The organism is Bacillus sp. FSL M7-1020 (assembly GCF_038050415.1).
GTDB lineage: Bacteria > Bacillota > Bacilli > Bacillales > Bacillaceae_G > Bacillus_A > Bacillus_A toyonensis.
Map to the genome: position 1 here is coordinate 229,198 of NZ_JBBOTW010000003.1, position 18,703 is coordinate 247,900.

General features: G+C 31.2%; 10 protein-coding genes. 3 read left to right on the forward strand and 7 right to left on the reverse strand.

Annotation, left to right across the window (positions count from 1 at the left end; genetic code table 11):
* Nucleotides 1–49: 49 nt before the first annotated feature.
* Together MHB70_RS29740 and nrdG are read left to right on the forward strand one after the other, a co-directional pair.
* The gene (locus tag MHB70_RS29740) at nt 50–1,915 is read left to right on the forward strand and encodes an anaerobic ribonucleoside triphosphate reductase (RefSeq protein ID WP_061529990.1); all 1,866 of its coding nucleotides are present in this window, start codon (nt 50–52) and stop codon (nt 1,913–1,915) included.
* Nucleotides 1,912–2,367 (forward strand): anaerobic ribonucleoside-triphosphate reductase activating protein, encoded by a 456-nt coding sequence (gene nrdG, locus MHB70_RS29745; RefSeq protein WP_061529991.1) that lies wholly within the window; start codon nt 1,912–1,914, stop codon nt 2,365–2,367. The genes MHB70_RS29740 and nrdG overlap by 4 nt, the downstream gene beginning before the upstream one ends.
* Nucleotides 2,368–2,518: 151 nt before the next feature.
* On the opposite strand, the gene MHB70_RS29750 is transcribed toward nrdG, so the two are convergent.
* From MHB70_RS29750 to MHB70_RS29770, 5 genes are all read right to left on the reverse strand, one after another.
* A complete protein-coding gene (locus MHB70_RS29750) occupies nt 2,519–3,637 on the reverse strand; it encodes a TIGR04053 family radical SAM/SPASM domain-containing protein (RefSeq protein WP_097927567.1) in 1,119 nt (372 codons plus the stop codon).
* Between the two features lie 217 nt (nt 3,638–3,854).
* The gene (locus MHB70_RS29755) at nt 3,855–4,016 is read right to left on the reverse strand and encodes an aspartyl-phosphate phosphatase Spo0E family protein (RefSeq protein ID WP_061529993.1); all 162 of its coding nucleotides are present in this window, start codon (nt 4,014–4,016) and stop codon (nt 3,855–3,857) included.
* Nucleotides 4,017–4,196: 180 nt separating this feature from the next.
* On the reverse strand, nt 4,197–6,794 hold the full coding sequence (adhE, locus tag MHB70_RS29760) for a bifunctional acetaldehyde-CoA/alcohol dehydrogenase (protein ID WP_080451850.1): 2,598 nt from the start codon (nt 6,792–6,794) through the stop codon (nt 4,197–4,199).
* 250 nt (nt 6,795–7,044) lie between these two features.
* Nucleotides 7,045–7,353 carry a hypothetical protein gene (locus tag MHB70_RS29765; RefSeq protein WP_001176242.1) on the reverse strand — a complete coding sequence of 103 codons (309 nt, stop codon included), beginning with the start codon at nt 7,351–7,353 and terminating at the stop codon, nt 7,045–7,047.
* A 1,118-nt stretch (nt 7,354–8,471) separates the two neighbouring features.
* Nucleotides 8,472–10,163: a hypothetical protein gene (locus MHB70_RS29770; protein WP_061529995.1), complete on the reverse strand. Its 1,692-nt coding sequence runs from the start codon at nt 10,161–10,163 to the stop codon at nt 8,472–8,474.
* A gap of 1,102 nt (nt 10,164–11,265) precedes the next feature.
* Here MHB70_RS29770 and MHB70_RS29775 point away from each other — a divergent pair.
* Nucleotides 11,266–12,933, forward strand: coding sequence for a helix-turn-helix domain-containing protein (locus MHB70_RS29775; RefSeq protein ID WP_061529996.1), 1,668 nt, complete (start codon nt 11,266–11,268; stop codon nt 12,931–12,933).
* 70 nt (nt 12,934–13,003) lie between these two features.
* On the opposite strand, the gene MHB70_RS29780 is transcribed toward MHB70_RS29775, so the two are convergent.
* Entirely contained in the window at nt 13,004–13,441 is a 438-nt protein-coding gene (locus MHB70_RS29780) for a hypothetical protein (protein WP_061529997.1), read from the reverse strand.
* Between the two features lies 1 nt (nt 13,442).
* Nucleotides 13,443–14,630 (reverse strand): ParM/StbA family protein, encoded by a 1,188-nt coding sequence (locus MHB70_RS29785; protein ID WP_000157618.1) that lies wholly within the window; start codon nt 14,628–14,630, stop codon nt 13,443–13,445.
* Nucleotides 14,631–18,703 lie beyond the last annotated feature (4,073 nt).

Here is an 18,703-nt window from a genome sequence, read left to right on the forward strand (position 1 = left end):
GTATCATCTATCAATGGTTAACACTATATATGTAATTGGAGTGAGCTAAATGAACCCCTCAAACAAAGGAAAAAAACAAAAAAATACATTATGGACAACTTTTCATAGAATTGTACAGAGTAATGATCAAGATTTAATGCAAGAAAACGCAAATGTCGATGGTCGATCCCCAATGGGAATGATGGGAAACTTTGCATCAGAAAGTGCAAAACATTATGTAAGGGAACATTTGCTTTCTAAACAAGTAAAAGAAGCGATTAATCAAAACATTTTATATCCACATGATTTAGATTTTTATGCAACGGGAACGACCACTTGTTCACAAATCCCTTTAGCACAATTGCTAAAAAATGGGTTCCACACTGGACATGGTCATATGAGACAACCACAAGATATCAAAAGTGCATTAGCACTCTCGTCTATTATTCTTCAAGCCAATCAAAATATGCAGCATGGAGGGCAATCTCTTGCCATGTTTGATATAGATTTAGCCCCCTATGTGAGTAAAACATTTGAAAAGAATAAGAAAAAGCTAAGTGACTACCCATTAACAAAGGAACAAATTGAGGAGTTTGCATGGAAAGAAACAGAAAACGATACATATCAAGCATGTGAAGCATTTATTCATAATTCCAATAGCATGCATAGCCGTGGTGGTGGGCAAGTTCCGTTTATTTCAATTAACTACGGTACAGATACATCAAAAGAAGGAAGGCTATTAATTAAGCAATTACTACGTGCGACACAAGCGGGATTAGGAAAGAGCGAAACGCCTATTTTCCCCATTCAAATCTTTAAGTTAAAAAAAGGCGTAAATTTTGAAGAAAAGGATCCGAATTATGATTTATTTGAACTTGCGTTAGAAACAACCGCGAAACGATTGTTTCCTAACTTTTCATTTTTAGATGCGCCATTTAATGCAGCGTATTATAATGGGAACCCTGAAAGTGAAGTATGTTATATGGGCTGTCGTACCCGTGTGATGTCTAATATTCATGGCGATGAAACAGCAATTGGAAGAGGGAATTTATCGTTTACATCTATTAATTTAGTAAAATTAGCTTTAATTAATGATTCAAAAGAGAAATTTTTTAATTCATTAAACCATTATATCAACCTTGGCATTCGTCAATTGCTAGAAAGATATTCATATCAATGTACAAAAAAAGCAAGAGATTTTCAATTCCTATATTCACAAGGGATTTGGCGCAATGGTGAAAAACTACAACCAGAAGATTCAGTTACTGAGATTTTAAAGCAAGGAACATTGAGCCTTGGTTTTATTGGACTTGCGGAATGCTTGGTTGCCTTAACAGGAAAACACCATGGGGAAGATAAAGATTCATGGCGACTTGGAAAAGAAATTGTTACCTTTATGAGAAAGAAGATGGACCAAGCAACAGAAGAACATCACTTGAATTTCACTTTAATTGCAACTCCTGCCGAGGGACTATCAGGGAAATTTATCAAAAAGGATCGTGCTGAGTTTGGAACTATTACAGGTGTAACCGATCATGATTACTATACAAATTCATTTCATATTCCAGTTTATTATCCTATTCAAGCAATTAATAAAATCTGTTTAGAGGGGCCGTTTCATGCTCTTTGCAATGGCGGTCATATTACGTATATTGAATTAGATGGGGCGGCAGCACATAATCAAATGGCTTTAAAACAGATTGTTCAAGCAATGGCACAGTATGAAATAGGATATGGTTCAATTAATCATCCGGTGGATCGTTGTAGATGTTGTGAATATACTGGAGTTATTGAAAATGAGTGCCCTAGCTGTGGAAATATAGAAGATCATCATATTGAAAGAATTCGCCGTATTACTGGATATCTTGTGGGGGACATGTCCAAATGGAATAATGCAAAGCGTAGTGAAGAAGCAGATCGTGTGAAACATAAATGAGGGTAATGAATATTATTCATGATAGTGTAGTAGATGGTGAAGGGCTACGGACAGTTGTGTTTTTTGCCGGTTGTCCACATCATTGTTTAGGTTGCCATAACACAAAATCATGGCATCTTTACAATGGTACCGAGATGAGTGTGAAAGAAATTATAAAAGAAATATCCAAAAACCCTCTAACTGACGTAACATTTTCAGGTGGTGATCCATTTTTTCAAGCTATCGAGGTCAAAGAAGTTGCAAAAGCGGTGAAAAGTTTAAACAAAAACCTCTGGATTTACACTGGTTATACATTAGAAGAGATACAAAATTCACAAAACAATGATATGATTGAGTTGTTGCATTATGGAGATGTTTTAGTTGATGGAAGATTTGAAATCGAAAAAAGAGATTTGACACTTCCTTTTCGTGGAAGTTCAAATCAGCGTATTATACAACTAAAAAAATTATAATATGGCTTTAATTAAATATAAATTTCTTAATCTTTTTTGGTTATTAGTCATCACTAATCAAATATTTATGAGCAGATACTTTCTGCTCATTTTTTATTAATATATGCAATAAAAAAATTTCATAAGAACAGGATAAAAAAAGTGTTCATGCTCAATTCTTACACTTTTTTTGCAATGATTTTGGAACATATACACAAAAAGGTTCGCTTTCCATGTAATCCCCCGTCATTGCATATGCCCTAGAACGTGATCCCCCACAAACATATCGAAACTCACAAACACCGCACTTTCCTTTATACTTGTCCGGATTACGAAGACTTTGAAAGACAGGAGAGTTTCGATAAATTTCTGCTATCGATGTTGATCTAATATTCCCAGTTTTAATCGGCAATAGCCCGCTTGGATATACATCTCCGATATGAGAAATAAATACAACTCCATTTCCATCATTCACTCCTTTTGGAGCGCGTCCAAATCCATTAATTCCGCCCGTCACCCCTTCCATCAGTACATCCCTATATTGAATAATTTGATCTATTTTTTTAATTCCCTTCATTTTTTGTTGAAGAACAACGCGTCTATAGTGCTGAGCAGCTGTGGTTTTTATATCAAAAGAAACCGTTTTGCTAAGCTGATATAACCAGCGGAATATTCTTTCATGTTGAATTGGTGAAATCATGTCTTTCTCCTTACCACGTCCTGTTGGAACTAAGAAAAATACACTCCATAACACACACCCTAATTCTTCTACTAAAATTGCCATATCTTTAAGTACATTCAAATTATAATTAGAAACAACTGTATTAATTTGAATAGGGATTTTTAATTCATTTAAATAATGAATCGCATCCATTGTTAATTTAAATGAACCCTCTGTTCTTCTAAAATGATCGTGTACTTCAGCTGTTGGTCCATCTATACTAAATGCCCATCTAGCAATCCCAACCTCTTTTGCTTTTTTAATGGCTTCTTTAGTAACCATTGGAGTAGCACTGGGCGTCATGGATACCCGAATACCTTTCTTCACCGCGTATTCCGCAATATCATATATATCTGAACGCATTAATGGATCCCCACCAGTAAAAACCAGCATTGGATTATCCATTTCATATATATCATCAATTAGTTTTTTTCCTTCATCTAACGTTAACTCAAAAGGATCACGATAATGCTGAGCTTCAGCACGACAATGAATACATTTTAATTCACATGCTCTTGTTAACTCCCATATTACAATAAATGGGTTTTTATTATAATCACGATTTTTCAAAAAGAAAACCTCCCATTAACTTACATACTATAGTGTAAAATTATATAAGCATTTATGTTGTGAGATTTATCACGCATAAGGGTTTAAAATTAAAAAATCCTCACCAAAATAGATGAAATCGAGATAAAAAAGCGCTCCCCTATAAATAGGAGAGCGCTTTTTATTTAAAATATATCTAAAATATTTATATTTAATTTCTTTTTTATATAAAATTAATTTATTTATTATTTCTATTAGATTTCATCAAATCATATAGTAATAAATCTAATTCTCTACTATAACAAAGTACCTTTTCATGGTTGAATCCATACTGCTTAACAAGCGATATTAATTCACCTTTTTTTTCAGTTACTTGATCTAACTTCTTACAATTAGACATAGTTTTTGTACACTCCCTTCTTACCTACATACAGGTCATCTAGGCAGCATTTTTGTTAGATGTTCTATTTAGAACACAACTGTTTATAAGATTTATTTCCCCTTAACACCCATATACAATAAATTTACAAATATCAAATACAAAATCTATGAACTAAAAAAGTTATATCTACTTAACTTATTACACACCTTTATATGCTTGTTTATATACTTCTTTTAATTCTGAAATTAATGGGAGTTTCGGATTTGCTGGTGTACATTGATCTTCAAATGCTCTTTCCGATAAGACATCCACAACATTTTCAAATGCCTCTTGTTTTACCCCTTGTCCTGCAATGCTCATATTAATATTCAATTCTTTTCCAAGGCTAATAATTGCTTGTACAAGAGATTCCACACCTTCTTCTACTGTACTTGCTGGCAGCCCCAATGTTCTTGCAATATGTGCATAACGTTCATCTGCCACAAAATGCTCATATTTTGGGAACAATGCATGTTTTCTCGGCTTAATAGCATTATATCGAATTACATGCGGCATTAAGATTGCGTTAGCGCGTCCATGTGGAATGTGAAATTCTGGTCCAAGCTTATGCGCCAAACTATGATTAATACCAAGAAATGCATTTGCAAAAGCCATACCTGCAATTGCAGAAGCATTATGCATTTTCTCACGCGCTTCTTCATCATTTCCATTTTTATATGCTCTTGGTAAATATTTAAATACTAGATCAATAGCTTTTAAGGCCAATCCATCTGTATAGTCATTTGCCATAATAGACACATATGCTTCAACCGCATGTGTTAACACATCCATACCAGTATCTGCTGTTACATGAGGTGGCACTGTCATTACAAACTGTGGATCAATAATCGCTACATTTGGTGTTAATTCATAATCAGCAAGTGGATATTTTATATTATTTTTTTTATCTGTAATAACCGCGAATGGTGTTACTTCTGAACCCGTTCCTGATGTTGTTGGAATCGCAACAAATTGTGCTTTTTGCCCTAGTGTTGGAAATTTACATGTACGTTTTCTAATATCTAAAAACTTTTGTTTAATTCCAAAGAATTTTGTTTCTGGGTATTCATAAAATAGCCACATTCCTTTTGCTGCATCCATTGCTGAACCTCCGCCCAATGCAATAATTACATCAGGTTTGAAACTTCTCATCATCTCAGCACCCTTGAAAACAGTTTCATCTGATGGATCTGGTTCTACCTCTGAGAAAACACCTACTTTTACATCATTTAAATGTTGTTGTAAGTAATGTGTAACTGTATCGACATATCCTAGTTCTACCATTCCTGGATCCGTTACAATGAATGCTCGTGAAATGTTTGGCATCTTAGCTAAATACTGTGTCGCATGTTTTTCAAAAAAAACCTTTGGGGGTAATTTGAACCATTGCATGTTATTTTTTCTATTTGCCAAACGCTTTACATTTATTAAATGTGTAGCTGTTACGTTTTGAGAAACAGAATTCTTACCGTATGATCCACATCCTAAAGTTAAAGATGGAATAAATGCGTTATAAATATCACCAATTCCACCTTGAGATGACGGTGAGTTTACAATAAGACGACAAGCTTTCATTCTTAATCCAAATTGTTTTTGTACTTCTTTATTTGTGGAATGGATAACCGCTGAATGCCCTAAGCCACCCAGATTTAACATTTCCTCACAGTATTTAAATCCTTCCTCACGTGAATTTGATTTGATACAAGCTAATACTGGACTCAATTTTTCACGTGATAGTGGATATTCTGCACCTACGCCCTTAATTTCAGCTACAAGTATTTTTGTATCCTCTGGTACCTTAATCCCTACTAATGATGCAATATAGTGTGCTGATTTCCCAACGATATCACTATTTACCGCACATGTATTTTCATTAATAACAAGCTTCTCTAATTTTATTCTCTCTTCTTCTGTAACAAAATAACAGTTGTTATCTTGCATTTCTTTTTTTACACCATTATAGATTTCTTTATCTACAATGATTGCTTGCTCAGAGGCACAAATCATACCATTATCAAATGTTTTTGATAAGATTAAATCATTTACAGCTCGTTTTACATGTGCTGATTTCTCTAAATAACAAGGTACATTCCCAGGTCCTACTCCTAAGGCCGGTTTCCCTGTAGAATATGCTGATTTGACCATTCCAGCGCCTCCAGTTGCAAGAACAAGTGCAACCCCCTCATGGTTCATTAATCTTTTTGTTGCCTCAACAGAAGGTTTTTCGATCCATTGAATACAATTCTCCGGTGCCCCTGCCTTAATTGCAGCATCTCTTAAAATTTTAGCTGCTGCAACAGAGCATTTCTGAGCAGATGGATGAAAAGCAAATATAATTGGGTTTCTTGTTTTCATTGCAATAATTGCTTTAAACATAGTAGTTGAAGTAGGATTCGTTACTGGTGTCACACCAGCAACTACACCCACAGGTTCGGCAATTTCAATTACTTCTTCATGTGGATCTTCATGGATAATTCCTACAGTCTTATCTTTTTTTATGCTATGCCAAATATATTCAGTCGCAAATATATTTTTTGTACATTTATCCTCATACACACCTCGACCAGTTTCCTCAACCGCCATTTTTGCTAATGGCATATGTTGATCTAATCCAGATAGTGCCATTTCATGAACAATATGATCTACTTGCTCTTGCGTATAAGATTCTAGCGCTTTTAGTGCTTCTTTTCCATTTTCAACTAAACTATTAACAACTTCCTGTACTTCATTTTCATCTTTAATTCCTACGTTGACCATTGCTTGTACTTCTTTTTCATCTGTCTTGTTTGTCATATTAAAGCCTCCAGATCACTATAAAAATAGATTCAAAATGTTGGAACTTATTGTTTTTGTCTTGCATATTAAGAAAAGCTCAAATCATGTGAAGTATTTCACAAATAATAATGCGAAATTTTCAACTACTCCTACTATACATGAAATGACTAATTATTTTTGTGTATTTTTTGTGAAGCATTTCACAAATATTTATAATGATTCTAATCAATAATTACTTATTTACACAATCAATATATACAATTACATTCTCAGTAGTATTATTTCTCAATTCAATGTATACCTCAGCATTGAAATACAATATTTGTTGATGCCTTAATATCTCGATTTCATTATCAATTATAACCATTGTTTCACCAAAAACAGCATACATACATATATCCTTGTTCAAATATTTTGGTATGACAACACTACCTGATGGATTAATAAAAAAAAATGTTGGAAATGTATTTTCAGTTTTATTAATAATTGTTTTGAACACCTCATCATTTAATCCCATAGGTGTTACATTTTTTAGTTGCATACATATCACTCCTATTCATGTATAAAAAATTAAATAAAGTATAATAAATATATAATCTATTTTACAAACTTATAGCTATGATCTCGACTTTGCCTATAAGTTTATAACTATTAATTTCCTAAGGCAACAGTAATTCATCTCCTGGTAAAGAGATATTAATTCGTTTTAGTACGTATATCTCTTTGTTGTGGTAATTCTACTAAAGAAAATATTTAACACTTATATGTAATTTATCTATTATTATTCAATGTGTATAGTGGCTAAAACTTTTTATTAATAAATTCTAAAAATAATAGTATATATAATACAAATAATTTTTTTATTAAAAAATATATTTGTTGTCCCCATCCTATCTGAAATATTCCCCCTTATCTTAAAATCTTATATAAATATATATCTTATATATATTAAAAATATAAAGATAAAACTTATATAGGTTCATAAAATATAGAATAAAGCTTGCTATGACAATGTTTTTAACATGCCCTACTGTAAAAAATCATAAATGGTATGTAATGGGAGTGTAAAAATAGACTTTGTCGTACTATCCTTTCTACATAAAATCATAAAATAATATCACTATTCCTACATAAAAAGTGAAGAAAAATAATACAAAAACTAGTATATTTATTCGATTGTAAATAAGAAGATATTCTCAATATTTGTCCCCAATTTGTAGTCATCTGTACACAATCTATACACATTAATTATTATTTAATCCACTTAATTCAGTTATTCATATTTAATCACATAAAACTTGATGAATTTTAGTAGACTTACTTATAGAATCCTTATATAGCAACAATAGTACGATACATTTATTCACAAATGATCTTTTTTATAAACATATCCACTCAAAATATACTTTTTCTTATGATTTTATGTAGAGTAAGTTCTCTATTTGTATAGGAATTGGATGTATTTTTAAGTTACTATTGTGGAAATTAAGAATGATGAATAACATTTATTGTATAGAAGTGCATAAAAAAAGATTCTATTTTCAATAGAATCTTGTAGAAAAGTATATAAATGTGTCTAATAGAAAGGCTTTGAATGATAGAGGCAACACGAATAGCCCTCTACTTTGATTTTTTTCAAATATAGAGAGCTAAAAATGATTACAGTTCTTCCATTACTTTTAATACCTGTTCAGTTGATGTTACTTGAATTCCAGCACGTATCAGCTGTTCTAAGGCACGTATAAAGGTAATTAAATTTATGCTACCAGGTACTTCAATTACCCGTAGCTTTTCTTTTGGTAATTTATCTATCTTTTCAATGAACAATTCACGTACATCACTAGGAATAAAGCGTTCTTTATGTCCTTTTACTTTTAGAAGTTCACGCATTTCTATTTCTAAAGCCATATAAGCATTTAGATTTGCACCTTGTTCATAAGCGTATTTTCTAAATAATGTCTCTTCTTGATATCTTAGATAATTACGATGGTAAGATTCCTCTGTAACAGGTACGGCAAATTTGTAATTTAATAACTCAAATGTTTTACGGAACAGCTTCTTAATACTTCGGCGAGAGTACATAGAGAAATGCAATCCGAAATCAAATATAGCTTGTTCTTTTTGTTTTGCTGGGACGTACTGTGTAATAAGAGGATAAATCCCTTCTTTAGCTGCAGTATCAAGAATATGATACTGTGATGTTTGATTTAGTAATTTTTTTAGCGTATATACTAACTTACTTGGATATTTTTCAGTGCGATCAATCATGTCACGCAAACTATGTATTACACTACGAATTTGTCGATGACAGGTATTTTTAAGAACATGAATAAATTTATTCATGTCTCGTGTAAATTCACCAATATGCATTTCTTGTAGTGTAGATTCAATAAAACGAGCTTTACGTGCATACGTAACCTTTGGAGTAAAAGGATCACGATACTGTAGTTCTCCTGATTCTTTTCCACATAAGAAGTCTGAATGAATAGATAAAAATAAAGTCGTGTATTTTTTCTTGTTTTGAACCCCTTTTTGTAGTTTACAGATTTTGAATAGTGGAGTCCCTGTACAAGACAATACAGTGGTTAATTCTTTCATAACTGCACGAATTTGATGTGGATACTTCTTATGTAAAAAGCGGTACATCCCACCAAAGTGAGTCTTATTACCCCTTTCATCCTGTTTGTCTAAAGAACGTTTTAATGTAGTTTCTCTATGCTGTTGCATAGCAATATCTAAGAATAGCTTCTTAGATGCTACTGAAAGTTCAAAGAAAGCCTTTGTAAAGACTACAGGACTAATGTATACATAAGGATTTGCTTTTTCTGTTTCTTCATTCATAAAATGAGTTATTTTAATTGTGTATCGACTATCTAATTCATTTTCTATTGTAATAATGTTATGTAGGCTTAATTTTTTTAATGCAATATAGAATTGAGAATGCTGTATACATGCCAATTCTTCTTTGTATTGCTTATAGTCTTCCCAAAGCATATGTACTGTTACGTTTGGAATAATACCATTCGTATAGCATTTTTTATGTAGGTAAAGAAATACTTCAAGATCTGCATTTGTAATACCATACAATTTATGTTTTCTTCCCATTGTCTTTGAAATAGTATGACGTGAAAAAGATGGCTTTGCTTGTGCGACAAATCCATCGATATCCGCAATACGTTCTTCATACGACATTTGATTAATAATATCTTCAAGGTATGTATCTTTATAGCTATAGTATTTTCCTTCCAATGCATCAACAAGTGCTTGCCAAGATTTTAATGTAACTATAACTGCATTAGTAGATTGTCCATTTAGACTACGTTGATTACGAATAACAAATGATTTGCTCATCTTTTTCACCTCCTATACAAATTAAAATATACATATCCGTACAATATAAAATATACCGATTTTAATTATAGCAAATCAAAATTTGATGAAATGGGCCCCTTTAAGAGCAAACATGAAAAAATGAAATGTACGTTAATCCCTTTCATATCAAGGGGTTTCAAGTTTTGTTCTATTTTTTTTATGGACATGATATCACTATGGATTTTCATGTTCTGAATAAACAAGAACATGAGCTGTAAAATGCTAATAAACGTTGGTCTAATGGGATTGGAAGCTTATTTTCACAAAAATATAAGGGACATGATAGGGCTGTGGATTTTCATATTTCTATTTATTAGAATTTAAATGAAAATCGTTAATAAACATTGATATTAAAGGGATTTTTATGAAATTTGGTGTTAATAAAAGGAACGTGATACCGCTAGGAGTGTTTCATCTTTTCAGATAGAAAGGGACATGATACCGCTATGAATTTTCATGTTCTATAATTCCCTGAAATTTGTGAAGGTGTTGTACAAATGTATGGTATATAAGGGATTTAAGCGGATTTATGAAACAAGAAAGGGACATGATACCGCTATAAATTTTCTTGTTTCATACCTTGAATATAGAAGAAACCCTTTTGTATCAAGGATAGAAAGGGTTACCAAAAAATATATAGTTTAATTTCATGAAACATTTAAGGCTGGATTTTTTTCATGTTTTAATTAAAAGGGACATGATACCGCTATAAATTTTCACTTTGTATGCAAAATTTAATGAGTTTTACCATATATACAGCGAAACTGTTAAGACATGAATAACCTAGCTTTTTCATGTTTAGTCAAAAGGGACATGATATCGCAAAAGAATTTCATGTTTCAGCTAATCCCTTGAAAAATATTGGGTTTCATATAACGTCTTACCTTTTCCAAATGGATACAGTCTTGTATAATCAGTAAAAGAGGTGGTTATAAGCATACGTGCTAGATTATCACTAAGGGATGGTTGGATAGAACTTACTGTATTCTTTTTTATTTTCATGAATAGGAACATCATAAGGCTATATAGATTTAAGTTTAAATCATTCTCAAGTGTAAATTAAATAAGGAGAAGGATGTATATGGATAATGTTCTACAATTGTTTAAAGATGCATTAGTAATATCAGCACCTATCTATAAACATAATGAACAATTGTGGTATAAATGGAATGCTTATTACTTAGAAGTTAAAGAAGATACTAGTAGGATTGTAACTTCGGACTATTTTTCCCCATCATTTTCAATGCTTGTACAGTGGCTTGAACAGCAGCAAAAAAAGGGAATCTCCTCTTTGGAAATATTCACTAACATAGAAACTTACCAAATTGAAATTGATGTGGCGATAGGATTATTTGTGGAGCAAGAGTTTTCAAGAGCTAACAATGAAACCTTGCAGCAACCAAAGGAATCTAATAAGGGTTTAGAGCACGAGAATTATTATGAAGTAAATAATTCTGCGGTTTATTATAAATTAAGAGATGGTATAGCAAAGAATCAATTTGAAGAAGATGAAAATACAAAGTTGAAATCTTATCCAATTGAAACGAAAGATAGTAGTGGAGTTGCGCAACTTTCTTCACATAAAGATGAAGATTTAAGATTAATAAATATTGAAGAAGCCGCCCGTTGGAATACATTGGTTGATGGTGTAATGAGTAATATGGATGATTTAACTGCTGACTGTCTAGATGCAATTACTATCCAATGGTTAAATGAGGCAAAGTCCCCTGATGAATTCATAGACTTTTCATATAATCAGGTATTAGAAATGTGTAGCATACCTAAAGCAAAGGCAAATAACACAGAATATTATCGAGCCGAAGATAAAATAAAGGTTGCTAAACGTATCGCTGCCTTAGCAAGTATTTTTATCTATTTAAATGATGATAATGAGGTAGTTGTATTAAATGATCGAGCTGAAGCAGGTAAACATTATGAAGTAAAGCGAGAAGTTATTAAGAGGCTTTTTGTATTAGATTCTGTGGTACTCTGGAGAGATAATAACACTAACGAATATATGGGGATAGAATCTTGCAGGATTAAGCCAGGGAGCTTCTTATCAAGTTATTTATATGGTTCTAGTAGTACAACGGCACTGTTATCAAAAAAAGCGTTGGAATATAATAGTTATAGACATAAATATCATAAGAGATTGATTCGTTATTTAACTTGGCAATGGAGAATTCGTCAAATGTTCTCTAGTTTAAAAAGGCCTTACTCTATAGGCGGAGATAAGGGATTACTGGCAGTCATGGGTGTAAATCAAAATCAAAAGCCAAATCGTATTCGTGAACAGTTAGAAAATGTTCTTATTGATTTAGAGAAGGAAAAGGTAATATCACATTGGGAGTACAGTGAAGATTTAAAAGAGGAAATGTTAACAAAGAAGAATTGGTTTAAGAACTATTATGCTCAGTTAGGTATAATAATTTTACCGCCGAAAGAATTAATGAATTCAATAGAAAAAATAGTGAAGAAAAAAACAGTAGATATCATACAAGAAGAGTCTCCTGTGAAAATAGAAAATAACAATTTAGATGTTGATGAGTATGAAAATTCAATTAGAGAAAAAATATCATTCTTCCATGTGAATAAAAATATTACAATGCGAGATCTGTCAAAAGAAATAGGTATATCACAACCTACCCTTTCTAGGTTCTATAATAAGAAAACAAAACGCCTTTCAGGCACGGCTAAAGATAAATTAAATCAGTGGTATAAAAGACAAACTATTATTGATAAGATGTAGAAAAAACTTGCATCCATGATAAAAAAGAGTCCCTAAAATAGGGACTCTTTTTTATCATGGATGCGTAACGCTAGTTACCAAATAAATTGGCTGTATCCAGGTCTTCATATTCATCTTTTAGTACCGCTTTTTCAGTTGTTGATTCATTTTCTATATGTGAATCTTTAGAAGTAGAATTTTTTTCAAGAGATGAAACAATCTTATTTTGATCTGCTGACTCTTTTTCATTTGCTTGGTTTTCTTTTTGAATAGTAAGATTTGAATTGTTTAATAGTATACGCTTAACATCATTTAAAAAGTCTTTATCTTGAAGTAAAATTTCTTTTTGCATTTGTTGCTGTATCTTATAATCAGCCACGTCTTGTAATCCGTGTTTATCAATAAAATAGCATACAAGTTTATATAAAGAATCGGCTATATTACTTTGTGACTCGAACCATTTAAAGAATTCTTCATTCTCAATCTTCTTGAGGTTCCAGAAGAAGGACTCTCTTTTTTTGTCGGACATACTATTTCACCTTTTTTCGAGAAAGAATTTTCTTGATAATTTGCATCCCCTTAGCATTCATATCTACAGCGTATTTCTCCGGAATCCACAATAAGTACATTCCAACTCGCTCACAATACTCTAATAATTGATTATACAATTCATCTTTAAAAGTAATACTTCCCCCACCATACACACATAAAACTTCAGCTTCACTGGCTGTATTGTTTACATATTTTTCATCTGTATCTTCTAGGATTAGTTCTGCTTGTTCTACTTTTGTAATATTAAAGTGTGTTGTTGCCTCTTCATGGTATTTATGATCTATATCTTGAAGAATTTGAGAGAACTGTTGGCGTTTAATGTTTGTGCCACGTTCTTGATTTAATAATTTTACAGCTTCTTCTGTAGCATGACCGACACCGCGTCTTTCACCGCTACAAGCATCAATTACTGGATTCACGCCCACTGTGTAGATATACTCAGTTGTTCCGTCCCCAATATCAGAATGTAAAATCTTTTTGTTTTTAAAGAAAGAGCCGTCAATTTTTTTGATTTCAAGTTTTTTTGCATATAGTTTAGTGAAATCAGTAAACATCTCCTCTTCCCCTTCAAGAATTGCAAATAACGGTGGAACACCCTCTTGTGTAATGTTTGCACTATTAAATGTTAAGCTAACCGTTACCTGCTCTTCTCCTACATAAACCACTACAACATGATTCGAATTAGTAAAACGTTGTTCTAAATGTTTAGCGTTTACGGGTGTCCATTGGCTTGCTGGGATAGCTGAAATAAGGTCAACAGTCACATTGATTGATTGTGGTAGTTGTTCTGTGCGTTCCCATTCAAGTTGAACTGATTTGTTTGCAATTAATCCTAGCATATTAATTAGTGGTAAATCATCATTGTATTTTTGACCTACTTTAATGTTCATGTTTTTAGGGTTTTTCCCTGTTAACATCGCACGATTACCAATGAAATACATTCCAGATCTTCGAATTGATTTACTAGCAATATTCACGAACATATTATCTACTAAATTAACTACGTTTTTTTGGATGTTTGTCTCAGTAACATTAGGCATTGAGTAAACACTTTGATATACATTTTTCATTTTTATGTATTCACCATTGATGTAACCTTTAAACGAATCGTTCCCAATATCACCTTCTATGTCTATATGAAGAGTTTTGCCTTTTAAACTTGCCATTATACATCACCTCTAGGAATTTTATTTCTAATTTATATCTAATAAATATATTATAACCTATAAAACCTATAGCAACAAGACTTTTATAAGGTTTATGAAGAAAAAATATAACAAAAATATAAAATGAATATATTTTAGATATATATTAGATATTAAGTTGAAATATTTAAGTTAATTTTGGGTGATTGTGATATTTTTATATATATTAGATATATTTTAAATATGTTTAAGATATATCTAATGTGTTATTTTCAGGAGGGATACGTTTGTCGAAGATGTCTTTTGAAATATCAATTTATTTCTGTAATTTATGGATGGACTATTGATGATATATTTCGGGAATTTAGAGGATATCTAGCGGAATGAGGTATACATTTTAATCGAGAGAAAGAAAATTAGAATGCAAATAAGATTAATTGCGAATATGACTTATACATACTTAAATAGTAAGAATGGTTAGCCAAATAAACGTTATAAAAGTGTTATTTCGGTGTTTAATATTGTGTGAACGCTATGCGTTTTTAATGCGTTAAACCCCTTCAAATCAACAATTCCAATGTTTTTTATAAACAAATAGCTAATAAAGGAACTTAGATTATAAGATTAGATGTTTTTGGGTGTAATAACGCATTTAAAGACGGTTTTAAATGGGGATCATTATTAAATAAGTTTGTTTTTGGCTATTTTGATGATATCTATGACAAAAAATACCTTGAGTATGTATTTTTGTTGTATATGTTCTATTTGTATCTGTAGCACTCCTTTAAAAGAATAGAGAATCTATGAAATTTGATTTGAATATAAAAATTGAACAGGATTAATTACAGATTCATATATATTTGCTAAACAAACGTTATTATGGTGTTTATCTGGCGAACTTAGCAGATGAACACAAGGCGTTTTTAAAGCGTTAAACACTGTAATAGCAGTATTTAAAGTAGAATTTAAAGAGAAAATAGTTTGCGAAATGATAAAATCTATAAATTTAATTTTTGAGTTCAATATTTAAAAAAGTAGTTTGGTATATGTTGTAAATAATTTCAATTGAGATATTTCTATATAAATAATGACATAGATATCAAAGTAGTTTCTACATACTTACTTAGATCATAGTGGCAATATAAAACTATGTAGAAAGGTGTTTTTAGGGTATCCATTTGTAACATACTTTTAAAAGTAAAACTTCTTTCTGAAGTAACAAATATAATAAGAATTGGGATCGGGTATATATCTAAGGTGTTGTTCGGTTTACATTCTTTTACTGCTTTTTAGTGGGAATGTAGTAATTGATTCTCCGTGAACGCATAGCGTTCACGGAGAATCAATTATACCAATCGCGGGAATACTGGTTTAAAGTTTAAAAGTAAGAAGTTTAAATAGAAAATGAATGACCTTTACTGCTCTTGTTTTATTTTTGAAATTAACTCTAAATTTGTATGGTGAGATACCAAGTTCTTTAACAAAAATTTTATATCATCTTATATTCTTCTTGGAGTATATATTTAAGATTCTTAAGTTGAAGCAAATGCAAAATTTTTATTTTATGAACGTTTTAGAAGTGTTATTTAGGCGTTGTTATTTGATGTTGGCGCGTTCTTAAAGCAATTTTTAGTGGCATATTTATATAGTTATTAATTCGATGTTTTTGATGGGTAAAGCAGAAACTTCGGCTAAGAGATAATATGATTGCAATTTAAAAGAAGATTCTTTTCTTAAACATATGAAGATGTGGAATATCAACCTAAGTTCGGAGAGAAGTACGGTAGACGTAAGCATATGTTTTTTTGAAATGAATGACTCTAGTCCAAACAAAATAAAATCTTCCACAAGAAACAAACAAATGGAAATATCGTTATAGTAGATGATCAAGCAAAAATATCTATAGTAGAACGTAGTTTGCGAAGATCATGATTTAGTAGAATTGTTAGACGGTACATAAAAGAATTAATGAAAGTTTGTACTTCTGTTGGAAATGATATGTGATTAGGAATTAAAGAATTTTTCTAGTTATAAAAAAACTAAATTCGTTCGGACAGTAGAAACTATCTAGCAAAAGCAAGGCGCACTCTTTTCAGAAGAACGAAGGATTCTGAAAACTGGCATATGTAGCATAAAGAAGCCAATAATTTTTGAAGAATCTTAGATACAATTTTCAGTAATGTTGAAACTCAAAGCGAAATGGAATGAGGAGAAAGTTATAGTTGTATCTGATTTCGTGTTTCTAATCACTCATTTTAGAGGTTTTTCGAATAAATTTCTTACTTTTAGGTATATATCATAATAGATATATTAATCTAGGATTAACTAAAAAAACAAATCTATTTATTTCATTTCGCAGCTTTACAATATAGTTATAAAAAAAATATAATATGGATTTACGGATGTAGTTGAAATTTCTATCATAAATTGCGGGGTTCATGAACGTTATAAAAACGGTCATGTCGCTATCGAAATATATTATTAACACTACTACCTATTTTTTTGTATAGGAGTATTTAATATGACAATACTATTAATATTGAACTACACCCACTTAACAATGTTGCGACCCATTTAATATGAATACTACTTTAAAGCAACTATGTTTTTAAATGATGTCACCAAATCGAGGACGTTACAAATTTAAATTATTAATTCTAACTTCTAACTTTAATCTATAAAGGTTAAGTGAATATTTTAAGGGATCAGGATTCTTGTACAATTCAAACGTTATCGAAGTGTTATTTTAGTGTTAATTTCTATGTGAACGCTGTCCGTTATTTCACCGACTAATCCTTTAACTACAGCGTTAAGAGTTGTATAAAGTGCGTTACTCATAACAGGCATATCAATTAATAAAATAAGTATTTAAATGATAAAAGCAAACTAAAATATATAAGGTGTTCTATAATTTGTACTGAATGTTATAACAACAATTCCAACTAAATGAAGTAAAAATATATCGTATTAAATTCTTTAAACAGGAATTAATTTGCAAGAAGCAAAGTATAATCTTCCAAGGGCATATTTTAAAAAATGGCCTAGGTTTTGCTGTGTTATAGATGTTAATGAGAGTGTCCTTCTTATAACACACATTATTACAAAGGTATTAGCACAAGTTTAAATCATAAAACGAAGTAGTTCATTTATAAAGCATAGGAATTACGAGAATAGTCACCTAACAAATTAAGAAGTTCACTTAGTGGATCTTGCGCCTTAAACATTCTTACAGACTGTTTAAGGCGCAAGATGTTTAATATAATAGGAAGAAATAAATTGATGAGCGCTTGAGAAACGTTAATTTAACGCTTTGTGAAATGTGAACGCATAGCGTTTACAAGAAATCCCCTTCATTAATATAATACGTTAAGATATATTTACATCTAAACGTATTATATGATTTTAAGATAGATATGTTTTATTTAACAGTGTTTATAACGCGTATGAATTAGTAATAATGAATGCGGCGATTGTATAATGCGGTTTTATTATTACAGATCTTAAGATTTATCTTAATTGAATGTTACACTTCATATAACAAATACAATCTGACAAATATATTAAAGTAGGCTGGAGATATATGGAGTATTTTTTGAATCAGTAAAAAAGGACAAAAAAATATGTAGTTGTGGTTGTGCTGAAATTGTCTTCTACTTAAATGTTGTCGAGTGTTATTTTAGTGATTTCTAATGTGAACGCTATCCGTTATTTCAGCGTCTATCTCTTTAATATCAATATTCCGAGTTGTTCAAAGGATGCAATTTATGCTAAAGCAATATATAAAAATGATAACAAGTGTATCAATTAATAGCTCAATAATAAAGTTGTAGGTTTCTATGTTGTAATAATAAATGAACGTTATAATAACGATCTTGACTAAATGAAGCATAGAGTTTCATAATGCTATATGTCATGAAGTATTTAAAGCGAAGTGGTATGAAAAAAAGTTGTTGATGTTAGCTGAAGATGTTCGAAGTATGATTACAAAAACATAGACATTAATGGGCGTGTTCTTCATATGGCACATATCTTAGTAGCAAAGATTTAAATTATAAGAGCGATGTGATTTGTCTAAAAGGCCATGGAACGATGTG